Origin of the sequence: Snodgrassella sp. W6238H11, assembly GCF_016100525.1 — a bacterium.
Classification (GTDB): Bacteria; Pseudomonadota; Gammaproteobacteria; order Burkholderiales; family Neisseriaceae; genus Snodgrassella; species Snodgrassella alvi.
This window is the reverse complement of the sequence record NZ_JACFSH010000001.1, coordinates 662867-686118: the sequence shown is the minus strand read 5'-3', so window position 1 is coordinate 686118 and position 23252 is coordinate 662867. Positions and strand designations below refer to the sequence as shown.

General features: G+C 41.3%; 21 protein-coding genes. 17 read left to right on the top strand and 4 right to left on the bottom strand.

Features of this window, described 5'->3' with window-relative positions:
• Nucleotides 1–22: 22 nt before the first annotated feature.
• The 5 genes from H3V00_RS03065 (at nt 23) to H3V00_RS03045 (ending at nt 8342) form a co-directional block, all read left to right on the top strand.
• Complete coding sequence (locus tag H3V00_RS03065; RefSeq protein WP_198206453.1) at nt 23–1501, top strand: efflux transporter outer membrane subunit; 1479 nt, start codon at nt 23–25, stop codon at nt 1499–1501.
• A gap of 157 nt (nt 1502–1658) precedes the next feature.
• A complete protein-coding gene (locus H3V00_RS03060; RefSeq protein ID WP_198206455.1) occupies nt 1659–3215 on the top strand; it encodes a patatin-like phospholipase family protein in 1557 nt (518 codons plus the stop codon).
• An 894-nt stretch (nt 3216–4109) separates the two neighbouring features.
• Entirely contained in the window at nt 4110–5810 is a 1701-nt protein-coding gene (aspT, locus tag H3V00_RS03055) for an aspartate-alanine antiporter (protein WP_037394997.1), read from the top strand.
• Between the two features lie 30 nt (nt 5811–5840).
• Complete coding sequence (locus H3V00_RS03050) at nt 5841–7433, top strand: bifunctional aspartate transaminase/aspartate 4-decarboxylase (RefSeq protein ID WP_025330768.1); 1593 nt, start codon at nt 5841–5843, stop codon at nt 7431–7433.
• A gap of 183 nt (nt 7434–7616) precedes the next feature.
• The gene (locus H3V00_RS03045) at nt 7617–8342 is read left to right on the top strand and encodes a homoserine O-succinyltransferase (protein WP_198206457.1); all 726 of its coding nucleotides are present in this window, start codon (nt 7617–7619) and stop codon (nt 8340–8342) included.
• 19 nt (nt 8343–8361) lie between these two features.
• Here the strand turns inward: H3V00_RS03045 and H3V00_RS03040 are convergent, their stop codons facing one another.
• Both H3V00_RS03040 and H3V00_RS03035 read right to left on the bottom strand, forming a co-directional pair.
• Entirely contained in the window at nt 8362–8718 is a 357-nt protein-coding gene (locus tag H3V00_RS03040) for a YkvA family protein (RefSeq protein WP_084548412.1), read from the bottom strand.
• A 38-nt stretch (nt 8719–8756) separates the two neighbouring features.
• Nucleotides 8757–9224 (bottom strand): histidine phosphatase family protein, encoded by a 468-nt coding sequence (locus H3V00_RS03035; protein WP_084548413.1) that lies wholly within the window; start codon nt 9222–9224, stop codon nt 8757–8759.
• A gap of 255 nt (nt 9225–9479) precedes the next feature.
• Here H3V00_RS03035 and ubiA point away from each other — a divergent pair, with 255 nt between their 5' ends.
• From ubiA to H3V00_RS02975, 12 genes are all read left to right on the top strand, one after another.
• The gene (gene ubiA / locus H3V00_RS03030; protein ID WP_198206741.1) at nt 9480–10310 is read left to right on the top strand and encodes a 4-hydroxybenzoate octaprenyltransferase; all 831 of its coding nucleotides are present in this window, start codon (nt 9480–9482) and stop codon (nt 10308–10310) included.
• A gap of 149 nt (nt 10311–10459) precedes the next feature.
• A complete protein-coding gene (gene ptsN / locus H3V00_RS03025; protein WP_025330763.1) occupies nt 10460–10915 on the top strand; it encodes a PTS IIA-like nitrogen regulatory protein PtsN in 456 nt (151 codons plus the stop codon).
• 12 nt (nt 10916–10927) lie between these two features.
• Nucleotides 10928–11890, top strand: coding sequence for an HPr(Ser) kinase/phosphatase (hprK, locus tag H3V00_RS03020; protein ID WP_025330762.1), 963 nt, complete (start codon nt 10928–10930; stop codon nt 11888–11890).
• Entirely contained in the window at nt 11871–12731 is an 861-nt protein-coding gene (rapZ, locus tag H3V00_RS03015) for an RNase adapter RapZ (RefSeq protein WP_198206459.1), read from the top strand. Before hprK ends, rapZ begins: the two co-directional genes overlap by 20 nt.
• A gap of 90 nt (nt 12732–12821) precedes the next feature.
• A complete protein-coding gene (gene ylqF / locus H3V00_RS03010) occupies nt 12822–13745 on the top strand; it encodes a ribosome biogenesis GTPase YlqF (RefSeq protein WP_174830170.1) in 924 nt (307 codons plus the stop codon).
• Nucleotides 13746–13798: 53 nt separating this feature from the next.
• Nucleotides 13799–14389 carry an SMC-Scp complex subunit ScpB gene (locus H3V00_RS03005; protein WP_084585901.1) on the top strand — a complete coding sequence of 197 codons (591 nt, stop codon included), beginning with the start codon at nt 13799–13801 and terminating at the stop codon, nt 14387–14389.
• Nucleotides 14390–14399: 10 nt separating this feature from the next.
• Nucleotides 14400–15437 (top strand): pseudouridine synthase, encoded by a 1038-nt coding sequence (locus H3V00_RS03000; protein ID WP_198206461.1) that lies wholly within the window; start codon nt 14400–14402, stop codon nt 15435–15437.
• A 238-nt stretch (nt 15438–15675) separates the two neighbouring features.
• Nucleotides 15676–16167 (top strand): PAS domain-containing protein, encoded by a 492-nt coding sequence (locus H3V00_RS02995; protein ID WP_232332590.1) that lies wholly within the window; start codon nt 15676–15678, stop codon nt 16165–16167.
• Nucleotides 16164–16913: a phosphate/phosphite/phosphonate ABC transporter substrate-binding protein gene (locus H3V00_RS02990; protein WP_025330757.1), complete on the top strand. Its 750-nt coding sequence runs from the start codon at nt 16164–16166 to the stop codon at nt 16911–16913. Before H3V00_RS02995 ends, H3V00_RS02990 begins: the two co-directional genes overlap by 4 nt.
• Nucleotides 16914–17063: 150 nt before the next feature.
• The gene (locus tag H3V00_RS02985; RefSeq protein ID WP_198206463.1) at nt 17064–18017 is read left to right on the top strand and encodes a tRNA-dihydrouridine synthase; all 954 of its coding nucleotides are present in this window, start codon (nt 17064–17066) and stop codon (nt 18015–18017) included.
• On the top strand, nt 18014–18820 hold the full coding sequence (locus H3V00_RS02980) for an RNA methyltransferase (RefSeq protein WP_198206465.1): 807 nt from the start codon (nt 18014–18016) through the stop codon (nt 18818–18820). Before H3V00_RS02985 ends, H3V00_RS02980 begins: the two co-directional genes overlap by 4 nt.
• A 140-nt stretch (nt 18821–18960) precedes the next feature.
• Nucleotides 18961–20550, top strand: a complete 1590-nt coding sequence (locus H3V00_RS02975; protein WP_198206467.1) for a YdgA family protein — start codon at nt 18961–18963, stop codon at nt 20548–20550.
• 81 nt (nt 20551–20631) lie between these two features.
• On the opposite strand, the gene mutL is transcribed toward H3V00_RS02975, so the two are convergent.
• Together mutL and H3V00_RS02965 are read right to left on the bottom strand one after the other, a co-directional pair.
• Nucleotides 20632–22554 (bottom strand): DNA mismatch repair endonuclease MutL, encoded by a 1923-nt coding sequence (mutL, locus tag H3V00_RS02970; protein ID WP_198206469.1) that lies wholly within the window; start codon nt 22552–22554, stop codon nt 20632–20634.
• Between the two features lie 40 nt (nt 22555–22594).
• Complete coding sequence (locus tag H3V00_RS02965; RefSeq protein ID WP_100126367.1) at nt 22595–23239, bottom strand: DedA family protein; 645 nt, start codon at nt 23237–23239, stop codon at nt 22595–22597.
• Nucleotides 23240–23252 lie beyond the last annotated feature (13 nt).

The following is a 23252-nucleotide window of genomic DNA, read 5'->3' as shown; positions in this document are numbered from 1 at the left end:
CGGATTTTAGGGAAGTATGGTGATGAATAAAACATGGTTGTCTGTATTACTGGCTTTAGGATTGGTGGCAGGTTGCGGCAGAACTGATATTCAGGTGAAATCTACTGTCGGTATGCCACAGCAGTTTGATCAGAATGCGGCAGCACGCGGCTCAGCTGATATCAGCCGCTGGTGGCAAAGCTGGCCGGATCCGGTATTGAATGAGTTAATTGAAACCGGATTAAAAAATAACCGGAATCTGGCCAAAATGAAAGCAAATATGCTTGCAGCACGAGCCAGTGCTGCTATGGCTGAGTCTGATTTAGGACCGCAAGCAGGTGTGGAAAGTAGCGGAGGATTACATCGTTACAATGGTGATAATTCACTTAAAGATTTAAACTTACCGGCAATTGGTAATGCAAAGGATTACTTGCAGGCAACTGGTTCGCCGCTGGGTAATAATCGCCGGCATGTTCATGGTAATACGGTTCAGGCAGGTTTTACAGCCAGCTGGGAGCCGGATGTATTCGGACAAAAACGCAGTGATGCTGATGAAATGCATTATCTGAGCCTGAGCGAAACAGAACGCTGGCATGGTGCGCAGATGATGCTTGGCAGTGAAATTGCCGATAATTATCTGAAAATGCGTGCAATGCAGCAACGGGTAAAAGTAGGTGAGCACAGTGTTGCTACTCTTAAGCAATTGCAGCGATATACGGAAGGGCGTTTTCGTGCAGGTCAGGCATCGGCTTATGATGTCAGAGAAGTTGCGGCAAAACTTTCAGCTATGCAGGCAAAAATTGCTACTTATCAGGCACAGGCTGATGTTTATCAGCGCAATATAGCAGTATTGACCGGTCAGTCTTCGCAAGGATTTGTGGTTGCGCCTGCGTCTTTGGATATTTTTCAGCATTTACCTTCTGCTCCGGCGGGACAGGTTCCACTGGATCTCATTACCCGGAGACCGGATATCCGCACCCAGGAAAATCTGGTGAAAGCGATGAGTGCCGGTTTAGCTAGTGCTAAAGCTGACCGTCTGCCAAGATTTTCGCTTAATTTTTTATGGCAGACCGGACAAATACATTTAGACAGCAGTACTTCATATTTAAAAAATACGGCCGGTTTGCTGAATGCAAGTATGACTATTCCTGTGTTTACTGCAGGCAGAATCAGACATAATATTGAGCGGGCTGATGCTCAGTTACAGGCAGCTATTGCCGGATATGACCAGATGATTTTACAGGCTCTGGCTGAAGTAGATAGCGCATATCAGATGCAGTTTAGTCTGAATAAACAAAACCGGTTAATGCATCAGGCTCAAATGCAGGCTGCCAGTCAGGCCGGTGCGGCTGAAAAACTGTTTCGCTATGGCGATATGACCCTGGACCGCAGTTTACGGGCACGCCTGAATGCAGAAGATTTGGATGATCAGCAAATTCAGGGCAAACTGGAAGAGGCACGTAATCTGGTTAATCTGTATAAGGCATTAGGCGGAGGCTGGCAAATTACTGATGAAAACTGATTTAAGATAATTAAGCTGAAAATTATGTTATCGTTTAATTTTCTGTTTGTATGAATAAGTGGCAGTAATGGTACACTGATAGATTACATGATAATAGCAATTATTAATTAATCAAAATATATCAGGTATCCTGATATTTTCTGCTCCGGGAGCTGTAATGCCGCTAAGTATTACGATATCTGTTAGATGGTACCTGCTGATACTGATTGCCGTATTGAGTCTGAGTGCCTGTTCTACACTGCAATATCAGCCTATAGACACAATTGATCATATTGATGAACAGGAAGGTTATCGTTTACAACATGCATTGTTAAACAATGATGAGAAGAAAATAGACGATGTAATCGGTATTGTGATGCTTTCCGGTGGCGGAACCCGTGCAGCTGCGTTTGGTTATGGGGTTCTGGAATCTCTGAAAAAGCAGCAAGTAAAAATAGACGGTAAACAGGTAAGTCTGCTTGATACGGTTGATGTGGTTTATGGTATATCCGGAGGCTCAGTTTTAGCTACTTATTTTGGATTACACGGAGCCGATACAATACCGAAATTTGAGCAAAATTTTCTCAATTTAAATTTGCAGAAAATGTTAGTTGGTCAGGTTTTTTCGATGGCTAACTGGTCGCGGCTGGCTTCACCGGAATTTGGCCGCGGTGATTTGTTACAGGAACAGCTGGATTTACATTTATATCATGGCGCTACGTATGCGGATTTAAATAATAAACGTAAGGGGCCGTTTGTGGTAATTAGTGCTACTGATATGAGTTTGGGCAGCCGGCTGGATTTTACGCAGGAGTATTTTGATTTACTCTGCATTGATTTAACTAAATTACCCATTTCCCGTGCCGTAGCGGCATCCAGTGCTGTGCCACTGGTTTTTGCACCGGTAACTCTGAATAACAATGGCGGTAATTGCCATTATCAGTTACCAGATAATCTGGTTGATAGTAATAATGCTGATGCTACCGGCACGACAGCTTTCCGTGCTCAGACACGCACAGCTTATCGTAATAATCTCAAGCAATATCAGGATAGTCAGAAAAGACCTTATATTCATTTACTGGATGGTGGATTAACGGATAATCTCGGATTACGCAGTTTGCTGGACACAACTGAGTTATATAGTAATGAAACTTTGTATGACCAGCTGGAATCAGCGAATATTCATAAAATTATCATTATTAATGTCAACGCCCAGACACAGCGCAAAAATGAAATTGACAGTAGCGCCAGTGTTCCCGGAACTACTGAAGTAGTGAGAGCTTTAACCAGTATTCCGATTGAGAAGTATTCAGAAGATACTCAGCATCAATTTCAGAAATATGTAGACTGGTGGAATGAAAATCGTAGTGAGGGTACACCGCGGGTATATTATATAAGTGTGAATTTACTGGATTTACCTTCTTCCCCTTTAAGGGATAAAGTAATTCATATACCAACAACGTTTTATCTGGCACGCAGTGAAGTGAATAATTTGCGTAAAGCTGCGAAAGAGCTATTAGCCCAGTCTGCCGAATATCATCGGCTGATTAAAGATATTGGTGTAGATTCATCCGATACTGATACAAAGGCATTTAGTTTATATGATGAAGAATCTGATGATGGTGATGATTCAGCAGATGCTACAGATCAACCGAATGCAGAAGATAATCCTCAAAATAATTTGAGTAATGTGGTTAATTTTATCAATACTGAATCATTACCTTTATTACGCTGAAAAATTTTATTGTATAGTGAAGCAGATACTTTTATCTGTTTGATTGTTTGAAAAGAGCCTGAAAGAAAATTATTCAGGCTTTTTTTATATTCATTTCCGGAAATACTCAGGCTCTTATCAGATATAGCGTGTATATGTCAGGCTAAAATTCTTGTCTGAATTGATTTATTTTAAGTATTAAAGAGTTATTGGTATAAATGTCAATGAAGTAAACCCTTATCAATAAAACCATCTGCCAAAATTCAAATTTGAGAAATCAAAAAATAATTATGTAAACTTTATGTAGTTAAATGGTTTTAATTAGTTATAATTTGGAATGGATATTTTAATTAGCAATTTGTGTTAATTTTAATATCATTTTTTTTAGAAAAAATAGATGATTTGTTGTGAAATGGCAACAGAAATCTGACTGTTCAGCGTAGTTGTTAAACAGGATTCTTATTATCATTTCAATATGTTATAGATTATCAATCGTATTGAAAAATAGTTTATATAGTTTAATAATTAAATATGCATTCTGATTAAATATATTCAATTAGAAATAAATTATTTTATTGGCTAGTAAGATATAAGAATAACAGATTATTTAATAAATTTTATTTAATATAGATATTATAGTTCTAAATTATATTAATATATTAATAAAAAATTCTGAACAAAATCTTAACTTTTCTCTTTAAAATCAGTTGAAAAAAGCAAAAAACAGTATTGGTGCATGAATGTGAAATTATTCTTACATAGTAATTAAACGCGATTAATTGGATTAATTAAATGCCAATGTTGTTAACAAAATACCAAAATTATCATTAATTTTCGTACATATGAATATTTAGACAAAAATTAAAAGCGCACGAGCGCACACTAGCCTACGTTCTTTCAGGAGAAGGTAGACATATGTTGAATTGGGTATTGACTAATATTCAGGAATCACCGGTTATTCTGATGTTTCTGTCGTTAAGTCTGGGTTATTTGCTGGGCAATATACGCTTCGGTAAGTTCCAGCTCGGCGGGGTTGCCGGTTCCCTGCTGGTGGCAGTGGTCTTAAGCCTGCTCAATGTTCACATTGATTCTGGCCTTAAGGCATTGCTGTTTACTTTATTTATTTACGCTGTGGGTTATGAAAGTGGTCCTCAGTTTTTCCGTTCACTGGGTGTAAAAACTCTGCGTGAAATCTTTCTGGCATTGTTTATCGCCATTACCGGCTTTATTACGGTAATGATTATGGCACGCCTGTTCCATTTGGATAAAGGTCTGGCCGCTGGTCTAGCTGCCGGTGGTTTAACCCAGTCAGCAATTCTGGGTACGGCTGCTGATGCTCTGACACATATGGGTCTGCCTGCCGATCAGTTACAGCAGTTACAGGCTAATGTAGCTATTGGTTATGCGGTGACATATATCTTTGGTTCTCTGGGCGCAATCATAATTTGTATGAATGTGTTACCGAAAATCATGGGTCGGGATATTCGCGATGACGCGGTAGCTGCAGAAGCTGAACAACTGAAAGGTGCTATGGCACTGGAAGGTAATCAGGGGATGGCAATTACGCAGATGGTGGGACGTATCTATGTGGTTGAACATGATATTCAGAAATCTATTAAAGATATTGAATTAGAAAATCTGGGTATTACGATCGAACGCATTAAACGTCACGGTAATCTGATTGACTGCACTCCGTCTACGATTCTGAAACCGGAAGACATCATCCTGATTGTTGGTCGTCGTGAAGCTGTTACTTCTGTCAGCACTTTATTCGGCCGCGAACTAGATGCCGAGCCGGGTCTGGAAGTCATTGTTGATACTAAAAATGTGGTTTTCCGCAACCCTGAGTATGCGAATAAAACCATGGCTGAAATTCGTTCCAAAGTTCATATGAGCGATAAAGATTTTGAAATTCAGCATGGTATCTATCTGATTGAACTGCATCGCAATGGTGAAAAACTGGATCTGACACCTGATACAGAGTTCAAACTGGGCGATGTAATGACCATTTACGGTTCTACCAGTGATATTAACCGTGTTGTACACATTATCGGCGCACCTATTACGGTTAATAGTAAAACCGACTGGGCTTATCACGGTCTGGGCGTAGTACTTGGTCTGATTATCGGCTGGGTAGTAATTCGTATCGGCAATATTCCGATTACGCTTGGTGCCGGTGGTGGTGCATTGTTATCCGGTCTTTTCTTTGGCTGGCTGCGTGCCCGTAAACAGACATTCGGCAATATGCCTGCTGCGGCTTCTCAGTTTATGAAGGACTTCGGTCTGGCCGGCTTCGTATCTGTTGTGGGTCTGCAATCAGGTTTACAGGCAATTACCACTATTAAAGAACATGGTCTGACTCTGTTCCTGATCGGTGTGGTGGTTACTCTGGTTCCGATGATTCTGGCTATTTTCTTTGGTCGCTATGTGCTTCGTTATGACAATGCAGCTGTATTTGCAGGTGCCTTGGCTGGTTCACGTAGTGCCAATCCTGCATTTGGTGAAGTTCTGGATAAAGCAGGCAATGCAATTCCGACTACTCCATTTGCCGTTACATATGCATTAGCCAATGTGTTCCTGACATTGTTAGGTCCGTTGATTGTGGCTCTTGTTTGATATGTGCTTTAACTTCTTGAGGAAACTATTATGACTTCAAAACATGATTTTGAAAAATATGCTAATTTAAGCCCGTTTGAGTTGAAAAATCACTTGATTGATCTGGCACAGAGCCGCAACGATCGGATGATGCTGAATGCCGGCCGTGGTAACCCTAATTTTCTGGCTACTTTACCACGCAATGCCTTTTTTGAATTAGGTTTGTTTGCTGCGGAAGAGTCTGAAATTTCTTTCTCTTTCCTGGATCAGAATATCGGTGGTATGCCGTTTAAAGATGATCTGATGGCACGCTTTGACGACTTTATCCGTCGTAACCGCCACAAACCAGGTGTTGATTTTCTGAGCAAAGCCATGTCCTATGTACGTGACCAGCTTGGCTACAATCAGCATCAGTTCCTGCTGGAAATGACCGAAGGTATTCTGGGTTGCAATTATCCTGTACCTGACCGTATGCTGCGCTTGTCTGAAGAAATCGTTAAAACCTATATTCTGGAAGAAATGGGTGCTAAAACGATGTCTAATGACGATATCGATCTGTTTGCAACTGAAGGTGGTACTGCTGCTATGGCATACATTTTCAGTTCTCTGAAACAGAATGGTCTGATTCGTCATGGCGATAAAATTGCTCTGGGCGCACCAATTTTCACACCCTATCTGGAAATTCCTGAACTGAACGATTATGAACTGGAAGAAGTTCTAATCAATGCTGATCCGAAACTGGACTGGCAGTATCCTGAAAGCGAATTGCGCAAACTGGAAGATCCTTCAATCAAAGCATTCTATCTGGTTAACCCATCCAATCCGCCTTCAGTGAAAATGGACGACCGCAGTCTGCAGATTATTGCTGACATTGTGAAAAAACGTCCTGATCTGATTATTCTGACTGATGACGTATACGGTACATTTGCTGAGAACTTTGAATCTCTGTTTACTCTGTGCCCGTACAACACTATTTTAGTGTACTCTTTCTCTAAATACTTCGGTGCTACCGGTTGGCGCTTGGGTGTGATTGCCATGGCCAAAGAAAATGTACTGGACAAGAAAATTGCTGAGCTGCCTGAAGAAGAACGTCAGGTATTGCACAAACGTTATCTGTCTATTACTCCGGAACCGGAAAAACTGAAACTGATCGACCGTATGGTTGCTGACAGCCGTGCTGTTGCTCTGAACCATACAGCTGGTTTGTCTACACCACAACAGGTGCAGATGGTGCTGTTCTCTCTGGCCGAAATGATGGATACCAAGAAACAGTATAAAGATGCTCTGATGGCTCTGATTCGCAACCGCAGTGCTGCCATGTACAAACAGCTGGGTATTAAACATGAGTTTAATGAAAACAGTGTGGATTACTACACTCTGGTTGATATGGAAGATACTGCACGTCAGCTGTATGGTGATGAGTTTGCTGAATGGGTTGTTAAAACCAAAAACCCGAATGAACTGCTGTTCAGAATTGCGGATGAATCCGGCGTAGTATTGTTACCGGGTAAAGGTTTTGCCGTACGTCACCCATCCGGTCGTGTTTCATTAGCCAATCTGAATGAATATCAGTACAAAGCTATTGGTGCATCTCTGCATAAACTGGCTTGTGAATATCATGAAGAATTTAAAGCCAGCAAGTAATTAATTTTACCCTAGCTTAAATCAGCGCCGCACTGTTTGTGCGGCGCTATTATATTTGCTTTGGCTATATCGTAAATCAAAAATCTGATAAATGGAGATCCTTTTATAATTGGATATCTACCGGAAAAACCGTATAGTTTAACCGGTTCATTCTGATTTTATTGTATATGGAGGAGAATAAAATTGCGGGTACATTTTATTATTCATCAGGATTATGAAGAAGCTGCAGCTTGTGAAGAATGGGCAATCAGTAGAGATTATCAGATTTCGCATTCACGCGTTTATCTTGGCGACAAATTACCCGAAGCTGCAGCTGGTTTCGATATGCTGATTATTATGGGGGGGCCGCAATCACCAGTTACGACAATTGAGGAATGCCCTTATTTTGATACTAATGCAGAGCAAAGTCTGATTCTCAGTGCCATTAATAATTGTAAGGCTGTGCTTGGTATTTGTTTAGGTGCCCAATTAATCGGGCAGGCTTTAAACGGAATGTATGAACACAGTCCTAATAAAGAAATTGGTTATTTTCCAATTTATCTAACTCATGCAGGTATGGCGGATGAACTTATCTCTCATTTTGATAAAGAAATGCTAGTGGCACATTGGCATGGTGATATGCCGGGTCTGACCGAACAGGCACAAGTGCTTGCCTATAGTAAAGGTTGTCCGCGTCAGATTATCCGTTATGCACCGTTGGTATACGGTTTTCAGTGTCATCTGGAGCTGAATGCAAAAGCTATTGATAAATTAATTGCAGCTTCTGCATCTGAATTAGAGAAAGCAGCTGATTATCCTTTTATTCAGTCAGCAGAGGAAATCAGATATTTTGATTATTCTGTTATGAACCAGCAGCTTTTTATTTTTATGGATAAACTGATGCGGCTATATCAAAATAATATTGAATAGCTTAGCAGGAAGGTATGATTTAACGGTGAAAGAATCGGGAAACAGCTGTTTCAGCCTGAGCTTTAAGTGCCGGTGTGATGGCTTTTTGCAGTTGTCTGCATACCATGGTAATAACCGCAATATCATCAGTAAATCCTATTGGTCCGAGTAAATCCGGAATCAGATCTACAGGACTGAGAAAATAGAGCAGGGCACCCAATATCAGCATTTTACTGCGTAGCGGTGTTTCTGCTGATTTAAAAAGCAAATATAAGGTGTATAGCTGCACCATTACGGGTTTACCCAGAATTAAGGCATTTTTACTAAGCTTTGTGAAAAAGCTTTTTTCATTGAACTGATTATGTCCGATATTGACATTTTTATGTAACCAACTCATCGCTATATGCTTTCATTTGCAGATTATATCTGTATGGTTTATTTTAAAGCAGCGGGTGAAAGAACGACTTTTAGCCGTGCCTGATGGCGCTGTTGATAAAAACGGACATCAAACCACCAAAAAGCTGATTTTTTCACTGACCAGAATTGCTGCGGTAACCAGATGCCGTTGAGCAAATAAGCGCAGAACTGACCTATCCAGGGTTGATGACCTACCCATATCTGTGTAGAAGAAGCAGCGTTCTGTTGTTGCAGAAAAGTAGCGAGATTAAGCGGATGGCTGTTAGGATTCAGTAATTTATTAATAGTCAAAGGCTGTTTAAGAAATTCTGCAGTTTGCTGTGCTCTTACTGCTTCTGAGCAGAAAACTTGAAAGTTATCCGGTAAATGCTGATGCAACCATTGAGCACTGGACTTTGCCTGCTGCTGACCTTTAATTGTTAATCTTCGTGCCATATCATTGCGGCTGTCTTCAGCCTCGGCATGACGCCATAAAATTAAATCCATATCTTACTCCTTTGGATTATGGTTTCAGAGTGCAGTTAGCTGTTATGCTTATGCTACAATTATTTGGTTTGCCGACTTCTTTCTGATAGTAGTAGCATCAGTAGTGTTCTGGCAATGTGGCAGAGGCTATCTTTGTATTTTTTAATCATGCATTAACATTGAAAGACAGGTGTGAATCGATTTTTTGTAGAAAGGAAACTGCAAGATAAAAAAAACGGGCAGTTGGCTGAGCGCTTTCAAGTCTATACACAGTTAATGCGTATAGACCGGCCGATTGGTACGTTATTGCTGTTATGGCCAACCTGGTGGGCTTTATGGATTGCTGCAGACGGATATCCGGACTGGTTAATCGTGCTGCTGTTTACAATCGGCACTTTTTTAATGCGTAGTGCCGGTTGCGTGATTAATGATTATGCAGACCGCGATTTTGACAGTGCTGTTGATCGTACCTGTCAGCGACCTTTTGCTTTAAAAAAGGTAAGTAAAAAAGAAGCGCTCATACTGACATTACTATTGTGTATTTTATCTGCATTCTGTTTGCTGCCTATGAATCGGCTTACCTGGCTGATGAGTATTCCCGCACTATTTCTAGCCATGACATATCCGTTTACTAAACGTTTTTTTCCATTACCGCAGTTATATCTTGGTCTGGCATTTTCGTTTGGGATACCTATGGCGTTTGCAGCGATAACTAATCATGTGCCGATGATTGCGTGGATTTTGCTGGCCGCCAATACATTGTGGACTTTAGCTTATGACACTATATACGCCATGGCAGATAAGGAAGATGATTTAAAAATCGGCATTCATACATCTGCAATTACTTTTGGTAATCACGATATTACTGCTGTTATGTTGTGTCATGCAGGGTTTGATCTGCTGATGATTCTGGCTGGCTGGCAGATTCACGCCACTATCTGGTACTGGCTGGCACTGGTAATTGTATCTGTTTTGCAGTATTGTCAGTGGCTCAATATTCGTACGAGAGACCGCAAAATATGCTTTACCATGTTTGTTCGTAATAACCGGATTGGTCTTATCCTGTTTATTGGATTACTTCTGCATTACTGGATAGGCAAATCATGAACGATGAAAGCATTATCAGGTAGAAATAACAGATAATTTTGTAATTTGATTGTATTGAAATAAATTGCATCTGAATCAGCAAAGTAAATTAGTCCCCTTTCCGGATTAGCCGGCTGTACAGTGCAGTTTGATAGGAATTGAATATGAGCATGAGTTTAATTGGGGATATTTTACCGGTTTCACATGTGGTTCTTGATTTAAATGTAAGTAGTAAGAAACGTCTGTTTGAAGAAGCCGGTCAATTATTATCCGAAGAGGCAGGTTTGTCGCAGGAAGATGTATTTAATTGTTTGTTTGCACGCGAAAAGCTGGGCTCAACCGCACTAGGTAAGGGTGTAGCCATTCCGCACGGGCGTACCGGTGCAGTAAAAGATACGGTAGGTGCGTTTTTCCGCCTGCAAACACCCATCGCATTTGACGCTCCGGATGAGCAACCCGTCAGTCTGGTATTTATACTATTGGTACCGGAAAATGCATCGACCAAGCATTTGAATGTTTTATCGGAATTGGCCGGAAAATTTTCACAAAAATCTGTACGCAATGCATTATTGTCTGCTACCAGTGCCGAAAGTGTGCGTGAAATACTGATAGCAGAACAGGTATAAGGAAACGTTACTATGCCCAGTATTTCGGTACGGCGCTTATATCATGACAATCAGACAAAACTGAAACTTGCATGGTCTGCCGGCACAGCCGGTGCGGATAACCGTATCAGTATTGACGCCGATAAGCCGGTACTGGCGCTGGTAGGACATTTGAATTTTATTCATCCCAATCAAGTACAGGTAATCGGGATTGCAGAAGTCGAGTATCTGAATAAAATTGAAGCCGGTGAAATTAAAACTACGCTTAATGAATTGTTCGATTTGACTATGTCACTGATCATAGTCGCAAATGATTTACCTGTGCCCTATATGCTGCGTGATTATTGTCATACGCATAATGTACCTTTGCTGACATCCAAAACAGAAAGCCCTTTTCTGATGGATGTTTTGCGAATTTATCTGCAGAGAGTGCTGGCAGCTTCTACAGTTAAATACGGCGTATTTCTGGATGTATTTGAAGTTGGTGTGCTGATAACCGGTCAGTCAGGTCTGGGTAAAAGCGAACTGGCGCTGGAATTGATATCACGCGGACATGGCTTGGTGGCAGATGATGCGGTGGAGTTATACCGTATCGGGCCGGAAACACTTGAAGGCCGCTGTCCGGCTATGCTGAAAGATTTTCTTGAAGTGCGCGGTCTTGGTGTTTTGAATATACGGGCAATTTTCGGTGAAACTGCTGTACGACCCAAAAAGCAGTTACAGCTGATAATCAATCTGGTACTGGCCGATGATACCCATATGCAAAGAATTGACCGTCTGAGTATAAAAAGTGAAACTGAAAGCATTCTCAATGTATCTATTCGCAGTGTTACTCTGCCGGTAGCAGTGGGTCGAAATCTGGCGGTACTGGTAGAAGCCGCTGTGAGTAACTTTATTTTACAAATGCGTGGTCAGGACAGTACCAAGCAATTTCTGGATCGTCATAATTCAATGCTGAAAGAGGATGCGGTGAATCATGAGGATAGTATTGATTAGCGGATTATCCGGTTCCGGAAAATCCATTGCTTTACGTTTACTGGAAGATGTCGGCTTTGTCTGTGTTGATAATTTACCGGTAAAGCTGTTGCCAGGTCTGATTGAACACTATGCAGCCAGTCATGTAGCGCAACTTGGCGTAAGCGTAGATATCCGTTCACGCTTTAACCCTGCAGATGTATTGGAACTGGTCACACAGTTACGTACTCTGGGACATCAGGTAGATTTGCTGTTTTTAACTTCTTCTGTAGCCGTTTTATTGCGCCGGTTTTCAGAAACACGCCGCAGCCATCCATTGGCACGGGAACATAAAACATTAAGTGAGAGTGTTTCTGCTGAACAGCAATACATGTCCACTTTGCAAAGCCATGCTTATGTAATAGACACCTCATTACTGAATGTACCGCAATTGCGCCGTCAGATTCAGCAATGGTTGCACTTGCCGGTAGCGCCAATGCGTGTTGTTCTGGAGTCTTTTGGTTATAAATTTGGTGTACCTGTCGGTCTTGATTTCGTTTTTGATGTGCGTTTTTTACCTAATCCCTATTACGATTTCCACTTACGTCCGTATAGTGGTCTGGATGAATCTGTAAAGACATTTTTTTCCGGACAGCCGGTTATGGCAGAAATGATAGATGATTTATCCGGTTTTCTATTGCGCTGGTTACCGCACATGGAAAAAGAAAGTCGCAGTTATGTTAATATTGGCATCGGCTGTACTGGTGGTCAGCATCGTTCTGTCTATATTGTAGAAGCACTGGCAAACAGGTTAAATGCATATTCAGTATTGATTCGGCACAGACAGTTAGAATTAAGTAATCATTCTGAAAAAACGGTATAATACGCATTATGCGTTATTCAGGCAGCCTGATGTCAGGCTGCCTGAATGTTTTCAGTTTTGATATTTTCTGATTTCAGACAAGGACAGTTTATGGCTATTCAGTGGTATCCCGGGCATATGAACAAAGCCAAAAAAGTCATTGCCGAACGGATAAAGAGCGTGGATATGGTAATTGAAGTACTGGATGCCCGCCTGCCTGCTTCCAGTGCTAATCCTTTGCTGGCAAAACTGTCCGGGAATAAACCAAAATTAAAAATTCTGAACAAGCAGGACTTAGCTGATCCCGAGCGCACAGAGTTGTGGCTGGCTGATTACCGTTCCCAGCCTAATACTAATGTGTTGGCACTGGATGCATCAGAAAAGCAGGCTGCAAACAGAATTATTGCGGCCAGCCGCGCACTGGTTCCTAACCGCTACGGTTTGGACAGACCACTGAGAGTGCTTATTTGCGGTATTCCCAATGTAGGTAAATCTACCCTGATTAATGGCATGCTGGGTAAACGCAGTGCCAAAACCGGTAATGAACCGGGTATTACTAAGGCTGAACAGCGGCTGATACTGGCTGATGATTTCTGGTTATACGACACGCCCGGAATGTTATGGCCGAAAATTATAGTTGAGGAGGCCGGTTATAATTTAGCTGCCAGTGGTGCTGTGGGTCGTAATGCCCTGGATGAAGAGGTGGTAGCACTGGAATTACTGGATTATCTGCGCCGGCATTATTTGCCATTACTACAGCAACGCTATCAGGCTGACCTGAGCGAAAGCCCGCACTGGCTTGATGATCAATGGTTAGAATGGGTAGGTAAAAAGCGTGGTGCATTATTAAGTGGCGGGCGCATTGATTACCAGAAAGCTGCTGAACGTCTGCTGACCGATTTTCGTGACGGACTAATCGGTCGTATTACATTGGAAACGCCCAATCAGTGGGCAGTTTGGTTGAAAAAAGGTCAGCAGCATGAAGCACAGCTTAAGGCAGAACGGGCAGCCAGAAAAGCTGCGCGCAAAGGTTAATCTTTATAGATTATTTAAAACGGATTTCAATTTAAGTATAGAAATATATGACTATGAATCAATCTGTTTCTATCGAAGCATTAATTGAAGCTGCATTGCTGACCCAAAGTGAGGCATTAAGTGAAAAAATTTTGTCTGCGCTTACTGAACCACCTTTATCATCAGATGAGTTAACCAGCATACTGCAAGCACTGCAAATACGCTGGCAGGAAAGGGCACTTAATCTGGTGCATAGTGCTGAGGGCTGGCGCTTTCAGGTTACTCATGCTGCTTATCCCCGTTTGGCCAGTCTGGATGTTCAGCGCACCCCCCGTTATTCCCGGGCTGTACTGGAAACACTGGCCATCATTGCCTACCAGCAGCCGGTAACGCGAAGTGATATTGAGGCTATCCGTGGTGTTGCTGTCTCAAGTAATGTTTTACAAACATTACAGGATCGAGGCTGGATAGAAATTATCGGACAGCGTGATAGCCTGGGAAGGCCAAATTTATGGGCTACCACAGCTAGCTTTCTGAGTGATTTGCAGCTGGAAGATTTAAGCCAGTTACCACCATTAACAGAATTGGGTGAACTTGTCTTACCTGATTTAAATGAACCTGCCGTAGATCAGTCTACCGCAGAAGAACTGTCTGAAGACAGATAGGAGTATATGAATGAATCAAGCCAAGAAAAAATTAACTAAACGTCAGATACGTGACGGAGTAGCCAGTAAAAGCAATAAACATGTCTCCGGGCGGTACTCCGGCAATAAGACCAAATCAGCTCTCAGACAGCAAAATAATACTGGTGGTAAAGCGGATAGTTCTGTAATTACAGCTAATACAAAAACGAAAGTGCAGCGTGCCAAAAAACTGGTGCAGCGTACGCCTAATCAAGAAATTCAGCAACGGGCACGGATGTTGAAAGAACAGCGTATCAGTCTGGAAAAAATGGAACCTGTAAGACTACAAAAAGCTCTTGCCGCTTCTGGCGCAGGTTCAAGACGGGAAATGGAGCAGTGGATTAGTCAGGGGCTGGTACGTATTAACGGTAAAGTGGCTCAATTGGGAGACAAAATCACGCCGGATGATGAAGTCAGTGTGCGCGGTTCTGCTATTAATATCAAATGGCCGGATCGTTTGCCGCGCATTATGGTTTATTACAAACAGGAAGGTGAAATTGTCAGCCGTGATGATCCGCAGGGAAGAGTCAGTGTATTTGACCGCTTGCCTCAGACAGCCAGCAGTCGCTGGGTAGCCATTGGTCGTCTAGATATCAATACATGCGGGTTATTGATATTAACCACTTCCGGCGAACTGGTTAACCGGTTTGCTCATCCGAGTTTTGAAGTAGAACGCGAATATGCTGTTCGTGTTCTGGGTGAACTGAGTGAAGAACAGAAACAGAGTTTGCTCAATGGTGTCGAACTAGAAGATGGTATTGCTCAGGCTCAGCATCTGTGGGAACAGGGTGGTGAGGGAGCGAATAAATGGTACAACATCATCATTAAAGAGGGTCGCAACCGAGAGGTAAGGCGTTTATTTGAAAGTCAGGGGCTGACCGTAAGCCGGCTGGTTCGTGTGCGATTTGGACCGATTGTTTTACCAAATAGGCTGAAACGTGGTCAGTATTACGAACTAAATGAATTTGAAGTAGCCAATATTATGAAATGGGCTGGTTTATATCAGTCTGAGTCTTCAAAAAAACGGTAAATATAGAGCTTTTTTGGAGGTGATAAATGGCTCCACTTTATGTTATATCTAATTAATCAGTGTATATTTTTTTTTACATTAAGTTGAATATTGATTGATTTGTGTCAATAAATAGTGTCTTTTTTTACACAACCTGATTAAATGCTTTGTGTTCTTTTGCTAATCGGCGCAATATATATTGCAAATTAATTTTTGCATTATTTGCTTGGTTGTCCACATTCAAGAAAATGGAGTCATAATGATTTCACCAATGAAAGTGCCAGAAATCGAACACCGCACATTTGAATTGACACATTACGATGGTGTAAAACGCACGGTATATTGTACTGATGTAGAAACAGAGTTTCCTGATGGCTGTCTGATTACTTCCAGAACTGATCTGAAGGGAATTATCACTCATGCAAATGAAGTATTTGTACACATGAGTGGCTGGTCGCGCGATGAACTGATGGGTGCCGAGCACTATATATTACGCCATCCTGATATGCCCAAAGTAGCTTATAAAGATTTGTGGGATACTGTAGAGCAAGGAAAGAAATGGCATGGCTATGTAAAAAACCTGCGTAAAGACGGTGGTTTTTACTGGGTTTACGCTACGATAGTACCCAATATTCGCGATGGTGTTATTGAAGGTTATACCTCTGTACGACGAAAACCTTCCCGTAGTAAAGTATTAGAAATGCAGGCATTATATGAAGGCCTCATGAAAGAAGAGCGGGGTAACTCATGACTATCAATTTTTTAATTGCCCCAGATTTTCCTCCTGAATACTATGCCGGATGGCATTTTCTTAATACTCGCCTGCAACGGCTGATTGATGCACCGGTGCATTTATCAATGGCCAGCAATGCTGAAGAAGAACAGCAGGAAATTGATAAGGATAATGTTGATATTATCTATGCTAATCCGTTCAATGCTTCCAAGCTCATTCGCGAACTTGGTTATTTGCCGGTAGTAAAGCCTGTCAATTGTTTTGATGAGATGGTTATTGCCAGTAGTGCAGACAGTGAGATCAAATCACTTGCCGATATCAAGCCCGGTATGTCAATTCTGTGTACCGAGAATTACGATGTTAAACTAATTGCTTTGCGACTGTTGGAAGCCGTAGATATAGAAGAAAAAGATTTAACATGGATTAAAAGTGAATCTTTCGCAGCTGTTGCCCGCGGACTGATACAGAATCAGGGTAATATTGGTTTATTTATGTCCTCTGCCTATCATAAATTGACTGCTATTACACGAAGTCGCTTAAATCTTTTAATTGAAAGTAAAATCAATGATTTATATCATTTGATTTTATTGCATCCGCGTAATGCAGAAATGCTGGAAAACTTACAGAATGCATTTAGTACTATGCATGATACTCCGGCTGGTGAAATGCTGTTGGAGGACTTGGGTTTAAATGACGGCTTTGAAGTATTGAAAAAAGAAGATGTGGAATTATTAATCGATCTGATTGAAACATTACGCGATTAAAGCTTTTAAAAGCAATTTTATTTTATAATTGTCGACGCAACTTGTTTATAAAACGAGTTGCGTTGTTTTTTGATTTAAGTAATTGTAATTTGTGTGGGCTGTATTATTTTGCAAACTAAAAGTACTGTACCAAAATTATTTTTGGCGCCTATGCAGGGTTTAATAGATGCGCCAATGCGCGATCTGTTAACACGCATTGGCGGATTTGATGTTTGTGTTACTGAATTTGTGCGCATAACTCATACCATTCATGGTCGCTCTATCTGGCTGAAATATATGCCTGAACTGACAAATAATAATCAAACTCAGGCTGGTACTGCTGTAGCCGTACAGATATTAGGAAGCGATGCAGAAAATATGGCACTGAATGCTCAAAAGGTAGTTGAACTGGGGGCTACACATATTGATTTAAATTTTGGTTGCCCAGCTCCTACAGTTAACCAGCATCAGGGTGGTGCAGTTCTCCTGCAGTATCCAGATAAAATTGAACAAATAGTAGCCAAAGTACGCAAAAGCCTGCCAGATAAAATTATGCTGAGTGCCAAAATGCGTCTGGGTTATGAAAATAAAGATCTGGCTCTAGATTGTGCACAGGCCATAGAACAGGGTGGTGCAGAGCAGCTAACAGTACATGCACGTACAAAAATCGAAGGTTACCGGCCTCCCGCTCATTGGGAATGGATAGGACGTATTAATCAGACAGTTTGTATTCCGGTTATTGCTAATGGTGATGTATTTACACTGGCTGATTATCAGAAAATCCGTGCTGTTAGTAATTGTACAGATGTTATGCTGGGACGCGGGGCAATTCAATGTCCGGATCTGGCGCGGCAAATTGCTGCCTATAATCATGGGCAAATAATATCTGCTCTATCATGGCAAGAAATTCTGCCGTGGATTAATGATTTTTTTAATAGTTGTTGTGATAAAGCCGCTGAGGGTTCTGCTTATCCGGTATCCAGACTAAAGCAATGGCTGGGCATGCTTAAATTAAATTACCCTGAAGCAGGAAAGTTATTTACCCAGCTGCGTATTTTAACAGCCGTTAATCAAATCAGTCAGGTTCTTAATCAGCAATTAGAAGAAAGCCAGAATATTGTATGAGTTATAAAATTATACAATCTGCCAGTAATAATGAACTGAAGCATTTGTCCAGATTAATTGCTCAGTCTCATTACCGTCGTCAGCATCAGCTTGCTGTACTGGAAGGTGTTCATCTGATTGAAACATTCATTCAGGCAGGATATTTAATTCAGACATTATATTTACCGCAACAGCGTATTCATGACTCGGAAATTTCTGATTTGCTCGCAGCAATTCCGGCGCATCAGGTTGTACTGGTTGCCAACAATCTGCTGGATAAAATCAGTGATTTAGTTAATTCAAGAGAACCTGTAGCAATAGTGAAGTTACCGGTGGTTGTATCTGCATCAGACATTCAGGATGTTATTCTTTTAGAAAGAGTACAGGATCCCGGTAATACCGGCACCATTTTACGCAGTGCTCTGGCTGCCGGTGTTCATAATATTGTACTGAGCAAAGATTGTGTCGATGTCTGGTCGCCCAAAGTCTTACGTGCGGCAATGGGCGCGCATGCCTATCTGAATATACAGACTGTTTCCGATTTAACAGCCTGGTGTACTGATTATGCCTATCCGTTGTATGCTACGGCATTGAGTCCTGAGTCTCATAGTCTTTATACATTAAATCTGAACGAACCTGCCGGCTGGATATTCGGCAATGAAGGAAGCGGACTGAGTGCAAAAATGCTACAAGCTGCTTCCAGACACGTAATTATTCCCATGACCGGTCAGACTGAATCACTTAACGTGGCTATGGCTGCAACTATTTGTTTATTTGAACAACAGCGGCAGCGGCTTTTGGTAAACACCCTACCAAACAATTAATATTTTTATTTTTCGGGTCTGATTTGCAGATACCGGAATGAAACCAGAGCAGTTATCAGCAGCAAACCCGGCGGACAAATGCTCTGTTTGATGTTATCCTGCTAATCTTGCAGAATGTAGATATATAAGATATTTCAAGCATGAATAAACGTATTGTAACGATTGTTGCTGCCTTAATGGCGGTTGTATTACTGATTTTACTGGGTTTGCCATACTATCTGGGTATTAAAGCCCAGCAAAGTCTGGACGAACAGCGTGCTTTACTAGCCAAAAATTCTTTTCTGCTGATTGAAAAGCAGAACTATGAACGAGGCTGGTTTAGCTCAACAGAGACTATGCAGATTCGCTTTAAACCCAGTTTTTTTGCCGGTGTACAGCAACAGTTACCGGATAATGTACGCACGGTACTGCAACAACCGATTACTTTGGTTAATCATGTACATCATGGATTATTTGCCGGCAGTATTCGACCTGTACGGGCTCATGTAGAAACTGAGCTGCAGTTCACGCCTCAGGCAAAACAGATTCTTGATCGTTTTTTTGGTCAGAACGCGCCACTACAGCTTGAAAATACTATTAATCTAAGTGGAAGCGGACAAATACACGTTGTAATTCCGAAATTCAATTATGAAGAGTTATCCGGAATTAAAATCAATTGGCAGGGGCTGGATTCAACAATTGATTATGCTAAAGATTTTAATAGTTATGATAGCCATACCGTCAGTCCCGGTCTGGATGTGATTCTGGCGACTAAAGGACATGCGTCTTATCAGGATTTAAAGCTGAACAGCCATACAGAACATGGTAAAACATCACTGGCTTTAGGTAATAGTGATCTGAGTATCAAAAACATTACCTTTATCTGGAATGATGTATCAGATAACAGTATCCGTTTAGATCAATTGGTTAATCTGGTAACAAATTTGCAGATAGGTGCATTTATTAGTCCGGCTGGTAGCAGTATTCCTGCCAAAATTAACATTCAGGATCTGAAACTGGCTACTTCTACTCAGGAAAAAGATCAGTGGATTAATAGTAATGGTAAATTTGGTTTTGCTAAATTAGAGTATGGCAATGATGTTTATGGTCCGCTGGATATTGATGCATCTGCAGAACATCTGGATGCAGCCAGTCTGGTGGCGATCAACAACAAAATTACTCAGTTATCAACTCAGAATCTGAATAATGAGCAACTTCGTGCTGCAATTGTATCTGCTGTGCGTAATGAGGGGCAGGGACTGTTTACTCATGACCCGCTTATTAAATTGAACAGTTTTAAATTGCAAATGCCGCAGGGCTTAATAGATATACATGGCAGCCTTGGTTTCAAAAACCTGCTTGCCTCTGATATGCAGCAGTTTGGATTAATGCTGAACAAAACTGAATCAGAGATGGACTTTGCCATTCCTCAGGCAGTAATGGAGAATTTTGCTATCAGTCAGGCACGTGCCTTTTTTACAGTAGATGCCAGTGCTGGTGGTCCGGAAGCTCTTGAAGATATTGACCAGACAATCCGCTTGATGATTGATAGTGCCGTTAAATCCATGCAGACCAAAGGCTATATACAGGTCGACAATGGAGTTATTAAAACTCATCTGAAATTAATGGGTGGTAAGCTTTATCTGAATGGTAAAATGTGGAATAACGAATCAGAACCTGAGCCGGATTATGCTGAATTACCGGCAGCGTCTGAAACTGCTTCTATACCTCAGGCTGCCACTAATCACTAACTATCATTAGTATAAAAACCTCTTAATCTTGCTGATTAAGAGGTTTTTATTAATTTATATATCTAATCTTAGTATAGATAATTATTGACCTCTCAAAAATAAAGCATCTAAATCCTGCAAGCGAAGTTTTACCCATGTCGGGCGACCATGATTACACTGATTAGCACGTTCAGTATTTTCCATATCGCGCAGTAATGCATTCATCTCCGGTAAAGTTAATTTACGTCCTGCACGTACTGAACCGTGACAGGCTAAAGCGGAAAGAATGCGGTTTTCCCGTTCCCTGATGACTTCGCTATTGCCAATTTTCATTAAATCATCCAAAACTTCCTGTACCAGCAGCTTAATATCGCTTTTTACCAACATAGCCGGTACGGTATGCACCACCAATTGCTGATGATTTTCAACCGAAATATCCAGACCATAATCTTGTAAAGTAGCGGCATATTCATTTGCCAGGGCAATTTCTTCATGGCTGGCATTAAAGCGGATTGGAATCAGTAATTTCTGACTGCTTACTTTACCCGTTGCATCACGCTGTTGCTTCATTTTTTCATAATTCACCCGTTCGGCACTAGCATGCATGTCGACCAGAATAAGTGCGTCTTCTGCTTGTGCCAGAATATATATATCAAGTAGCTGGGCAATAGCATATCCCAGTGGGGGAATTATCGTTTCATTTGCTTGTAATGATTGATAAGTAGAATTTATACCGCGTACTTGCTCCAAGTTGGCCAGTTCATTATCAACTTCTACTGATTGTGGGATACTGATTGTATTGTTTTCAAGTACTGGTTCTGATTTATATAATTCAGCATAAGTATTCAGAGCACTCTGTGATTCTTTTAAACTCAGATTGCGCTGAACTGGTGTATGGCTTCGCTGATATGGTGCCGGAGAGTGTATTGCAGTATTGATTTTATTAGAACCAAATACTTGTTGAGCTTCAGCCGGCTGTTTTTGCATAATATCTTTGAGTGCTGTTTCCGGCTGGGATACAGAGGTGGTATGGCTGGCATTAGTAGAAGCCAGACATTTATTCAAAGTATGAAATACAAGCTGATGTACAGCCTGACCTTGGCGGAAACGCACTTCAGTTTTGGTTGGGTGGACATTTGCATCAACTTCGGTAGGCGGCAAGGTAAGAAACAGGATAAATGCAGGTGTTAAAGCCTGATGTAAAACATCGTTATATGCCTGTTTAACTGCATGCAGAATAATTTTATCCCGTACAAATCGTTGATTGACAAAAATATATTGCTGGCTGGTTTTGCCATGTGTAAAAGTGGGTTTACTAATGAGTCCGTGTAAACGCATTTCATTGAGTTTTTCGTCAACACTCAGGCTGGCAGCGGTAAAATCTGCTCCCATAATGGCTGAGCAGCGCTCTTGCAGGGATTGTGCAGGCAATGAAAGTATATTTTTATTATTATGCTGTAAACTGAATGCTACTTCAGGATGAGCCAGTGCCAGACGTTCTACCATGGTACGGCAATGAGCAAACTCAGTTGCAGGTGATTTAAGAAACTGACGCCTTGCCGGTGTATTGAAAAAAAGTTCAACTACATCAACAGTCGTTCCAGTGGAATGTGCAGCTGGTTTAATATCACTGAGTTTGCCGTCTTCTGCATAAATCTGAGTTGCGTGATTATCCATGTCTGTACGGCTGGTCAGAGTCAGGCGGCTGACTGAGGCAATGCTGGCCAGACCTTCACCACGAAAACCCATGCTTACTACTTTTTCCAGATCTTCCAGAGAACTGATTTTACTTGTTGCATGGCGATGTAAAGCTAGCGGAATATCTGTCTTATCTATGCCCTGGCCATCATCAGTAACCGACAAACGTTTGATACCACCGGCTTCCAGCTGAATATCAATATGGCTGGCTCCCGCATCCAGACTGTTTTCAATTATTTCTTTCAGTGCATTGGCCGGACGTTCAATCACTTCTCCGGCAGCTATCTGGTTAATTAAATGATCGGGTAATACATGTATCTGATTCATAACATGCCTGTAATATCGTTATTAACAGCAAAAAGAATATTTAATTTTGCTTTGAAGCTGCAAATTTGTGACGCAGTATTTCTATAACAGCCGGCAATAGAGAAACAGCAATGATAATAATCAATGCCAGAGAAAGATTCTGTTTAATGAATGGCAGATTACCAAAAAAATACCCGGCATAAGAAAACAGCACAACCCAGAGGATAGCACCAATACAGTTATAGCGTATAAAATGACCATAATGCATATGTCCCATTCCGGCTACAAACGGTGCAAATGTACGCACTATTGGCACAAAACGGGCAATGATAATCGTCTTTCCGCCATGCTTTGCATAAAATTCCTGTGTTTTGTGTAAATAAATTTGTTTGAATATTTTCGAATGCGGATTTGCAAACAGATGGGCACCGAATTTTTTTCCGATTGAAAAATTTACGGCATCACCGATGATAGCGGCAGCCAGTAACAACACAACCATAAAATGCACATTCATCTCGCCTATAGCAGCGATTCCACCGGCTGCAAACAACAAGGAATCCCCAGGCAGAAACGGAGTAACTACTAATCCGGTTTCACAAAAAATCAAAGCAAACAGAATTACATAAATCCATATTCCATATTGAGTCACAATAAATTGCAGGTGCTGATCAATATGTAAAATGAAATCTATCAGGGTTGAGATTATATTCATGAAGGAT

Excerpts from the sequence above, each read along its gene's own strand:
- H3V00_RS03065 (WP_198206453.1), top strand. The coding sequence starts at position 23 with ATGAATAAAACATGGTTGTCTGTATTACTGGCTTTAGGATTGGTGGCA.
- H3V00_RS03060 (WP_198206455.1), top strand. The coding sequence starts at position 1,659 with ATGCCGCTAAGTATTACGATATCTGTTAGATGGTACCTGCTGATACTG.
- aspT (WP_037394997.1), top strand. The coding sequence starts at position 4,110 with ATGTTGAATTGGGTATTGACTAATATTCAGGAATCACCGGTTATTCTG.
- H3V00_RS03050 (WP_025330768.1), top strand. The coding sequence starts at position 5,841 with ATGACTTCAAAACATGATTTTGAAAAATATGCTAATTTAAGCCCGTTT.
- H3V00_RS03040 (WP_084548412.1), bottom strand. The coding sequence starts at position 8,718 with ATGAGTTGGTTACATAAAAATGTCAATATCGGACATAATCAGTTCAAT.
- H3V00_RS03035 (WP_084548413.1), bottom strand. The coding sequence starts at position 9,224 with ATGGATTTAATTTTATGGCGTCATGCCGAGGCTGAAGACAGCCGCAAT.
- ubiA (WP_198206741.1), top strand. The coding sequence starts at position 9,480 with ATGCGTATAGACCGGCCGATTGGTACGTTATTGCTGTTATGGCCAACC.
- ptsN (WP_025330763.1), top strand. The coding sequence starts at position 10,460 with ATGAGTTTAATTGGGGATATTTTACCGGTTTCACATGTGGTTCTTGAT.
- hprK (WP_025330762.1), top strand. The coding sequence starts at position 10,928 with ATGCCCAGTATTTCGGTACGGCGCTTATATCATGACAATCAGACAAAA.
- rapZ (WP_198206459.1), top strand. The coding sequence starts at position 11,871 with ATGAGGATAGTATTGATTAGCGGATTATCCGGTTCCGGAAAATCCATT.
- ylqF (WP_174830170.1), top strand. The coding sequence starts at position 12,822 with ATGGCTATTCAGTGGTATCCCGGGCATATGAACAAAGCCAAAAAAGTC.
- H3V00_RS03005 (WP_084585901.1), top strand. The coding sequence starts at position 13,799 with ATGAATCAATCTGTTTCTATCGAAGCATTAATTGAAGCTGCATTGCTG.
- H3V00_RS03000 (WP_198206461.1), top strand. The coding sequence starts at position 14,400 with ATGAATCAAGCCAAGAAAAAATTAACTAAACGTCAGATACGTGACGGA.
- H3V00_RS02995 (WP_232332590.1), top strand. The coding sequence starts at position 15,676 with ATGATTTCACCAATGAAAGTGCCAGAAATCGAACACCGCACATTTGAA.
- H3V00_RS02990 (WP_025330757.1), top strand. The coding sequence starts at position 16,164 with ATGACTATCAATTTTTTAATTGCCCCAGATTTTCCTCCTGAATACTAT.
- H3V00_RS02985 (WP_198206463.1), top strand. The coding sequence starts at position 17,064 with ATGCAGGGTTTAATAGATGCGCCAATGCGCGATCTGTTAACACGCATT.
- H3V00_RS02980 (WP_198206465.1), top strand. The coding sequence starts at position 18,014 with ATGAGTTATAAAATTATACAATCTGCCAGTAATAATGAACTGAAGCAT.
- H3V00_RS02975 (WP_198206467.1), top strand. The coding sequence starts at position 18,961 with ATGAATAAACGTATTGTAACGATTGTTGCTGCCTTAATGGCGGTTGTA.
- mutL (WP_198206469.1), bottom strand. The coding sequence starts at position 22,554 with ATGAATCAGATACATGTATTACCCGATCATTTAATTAACCAGATAGCT.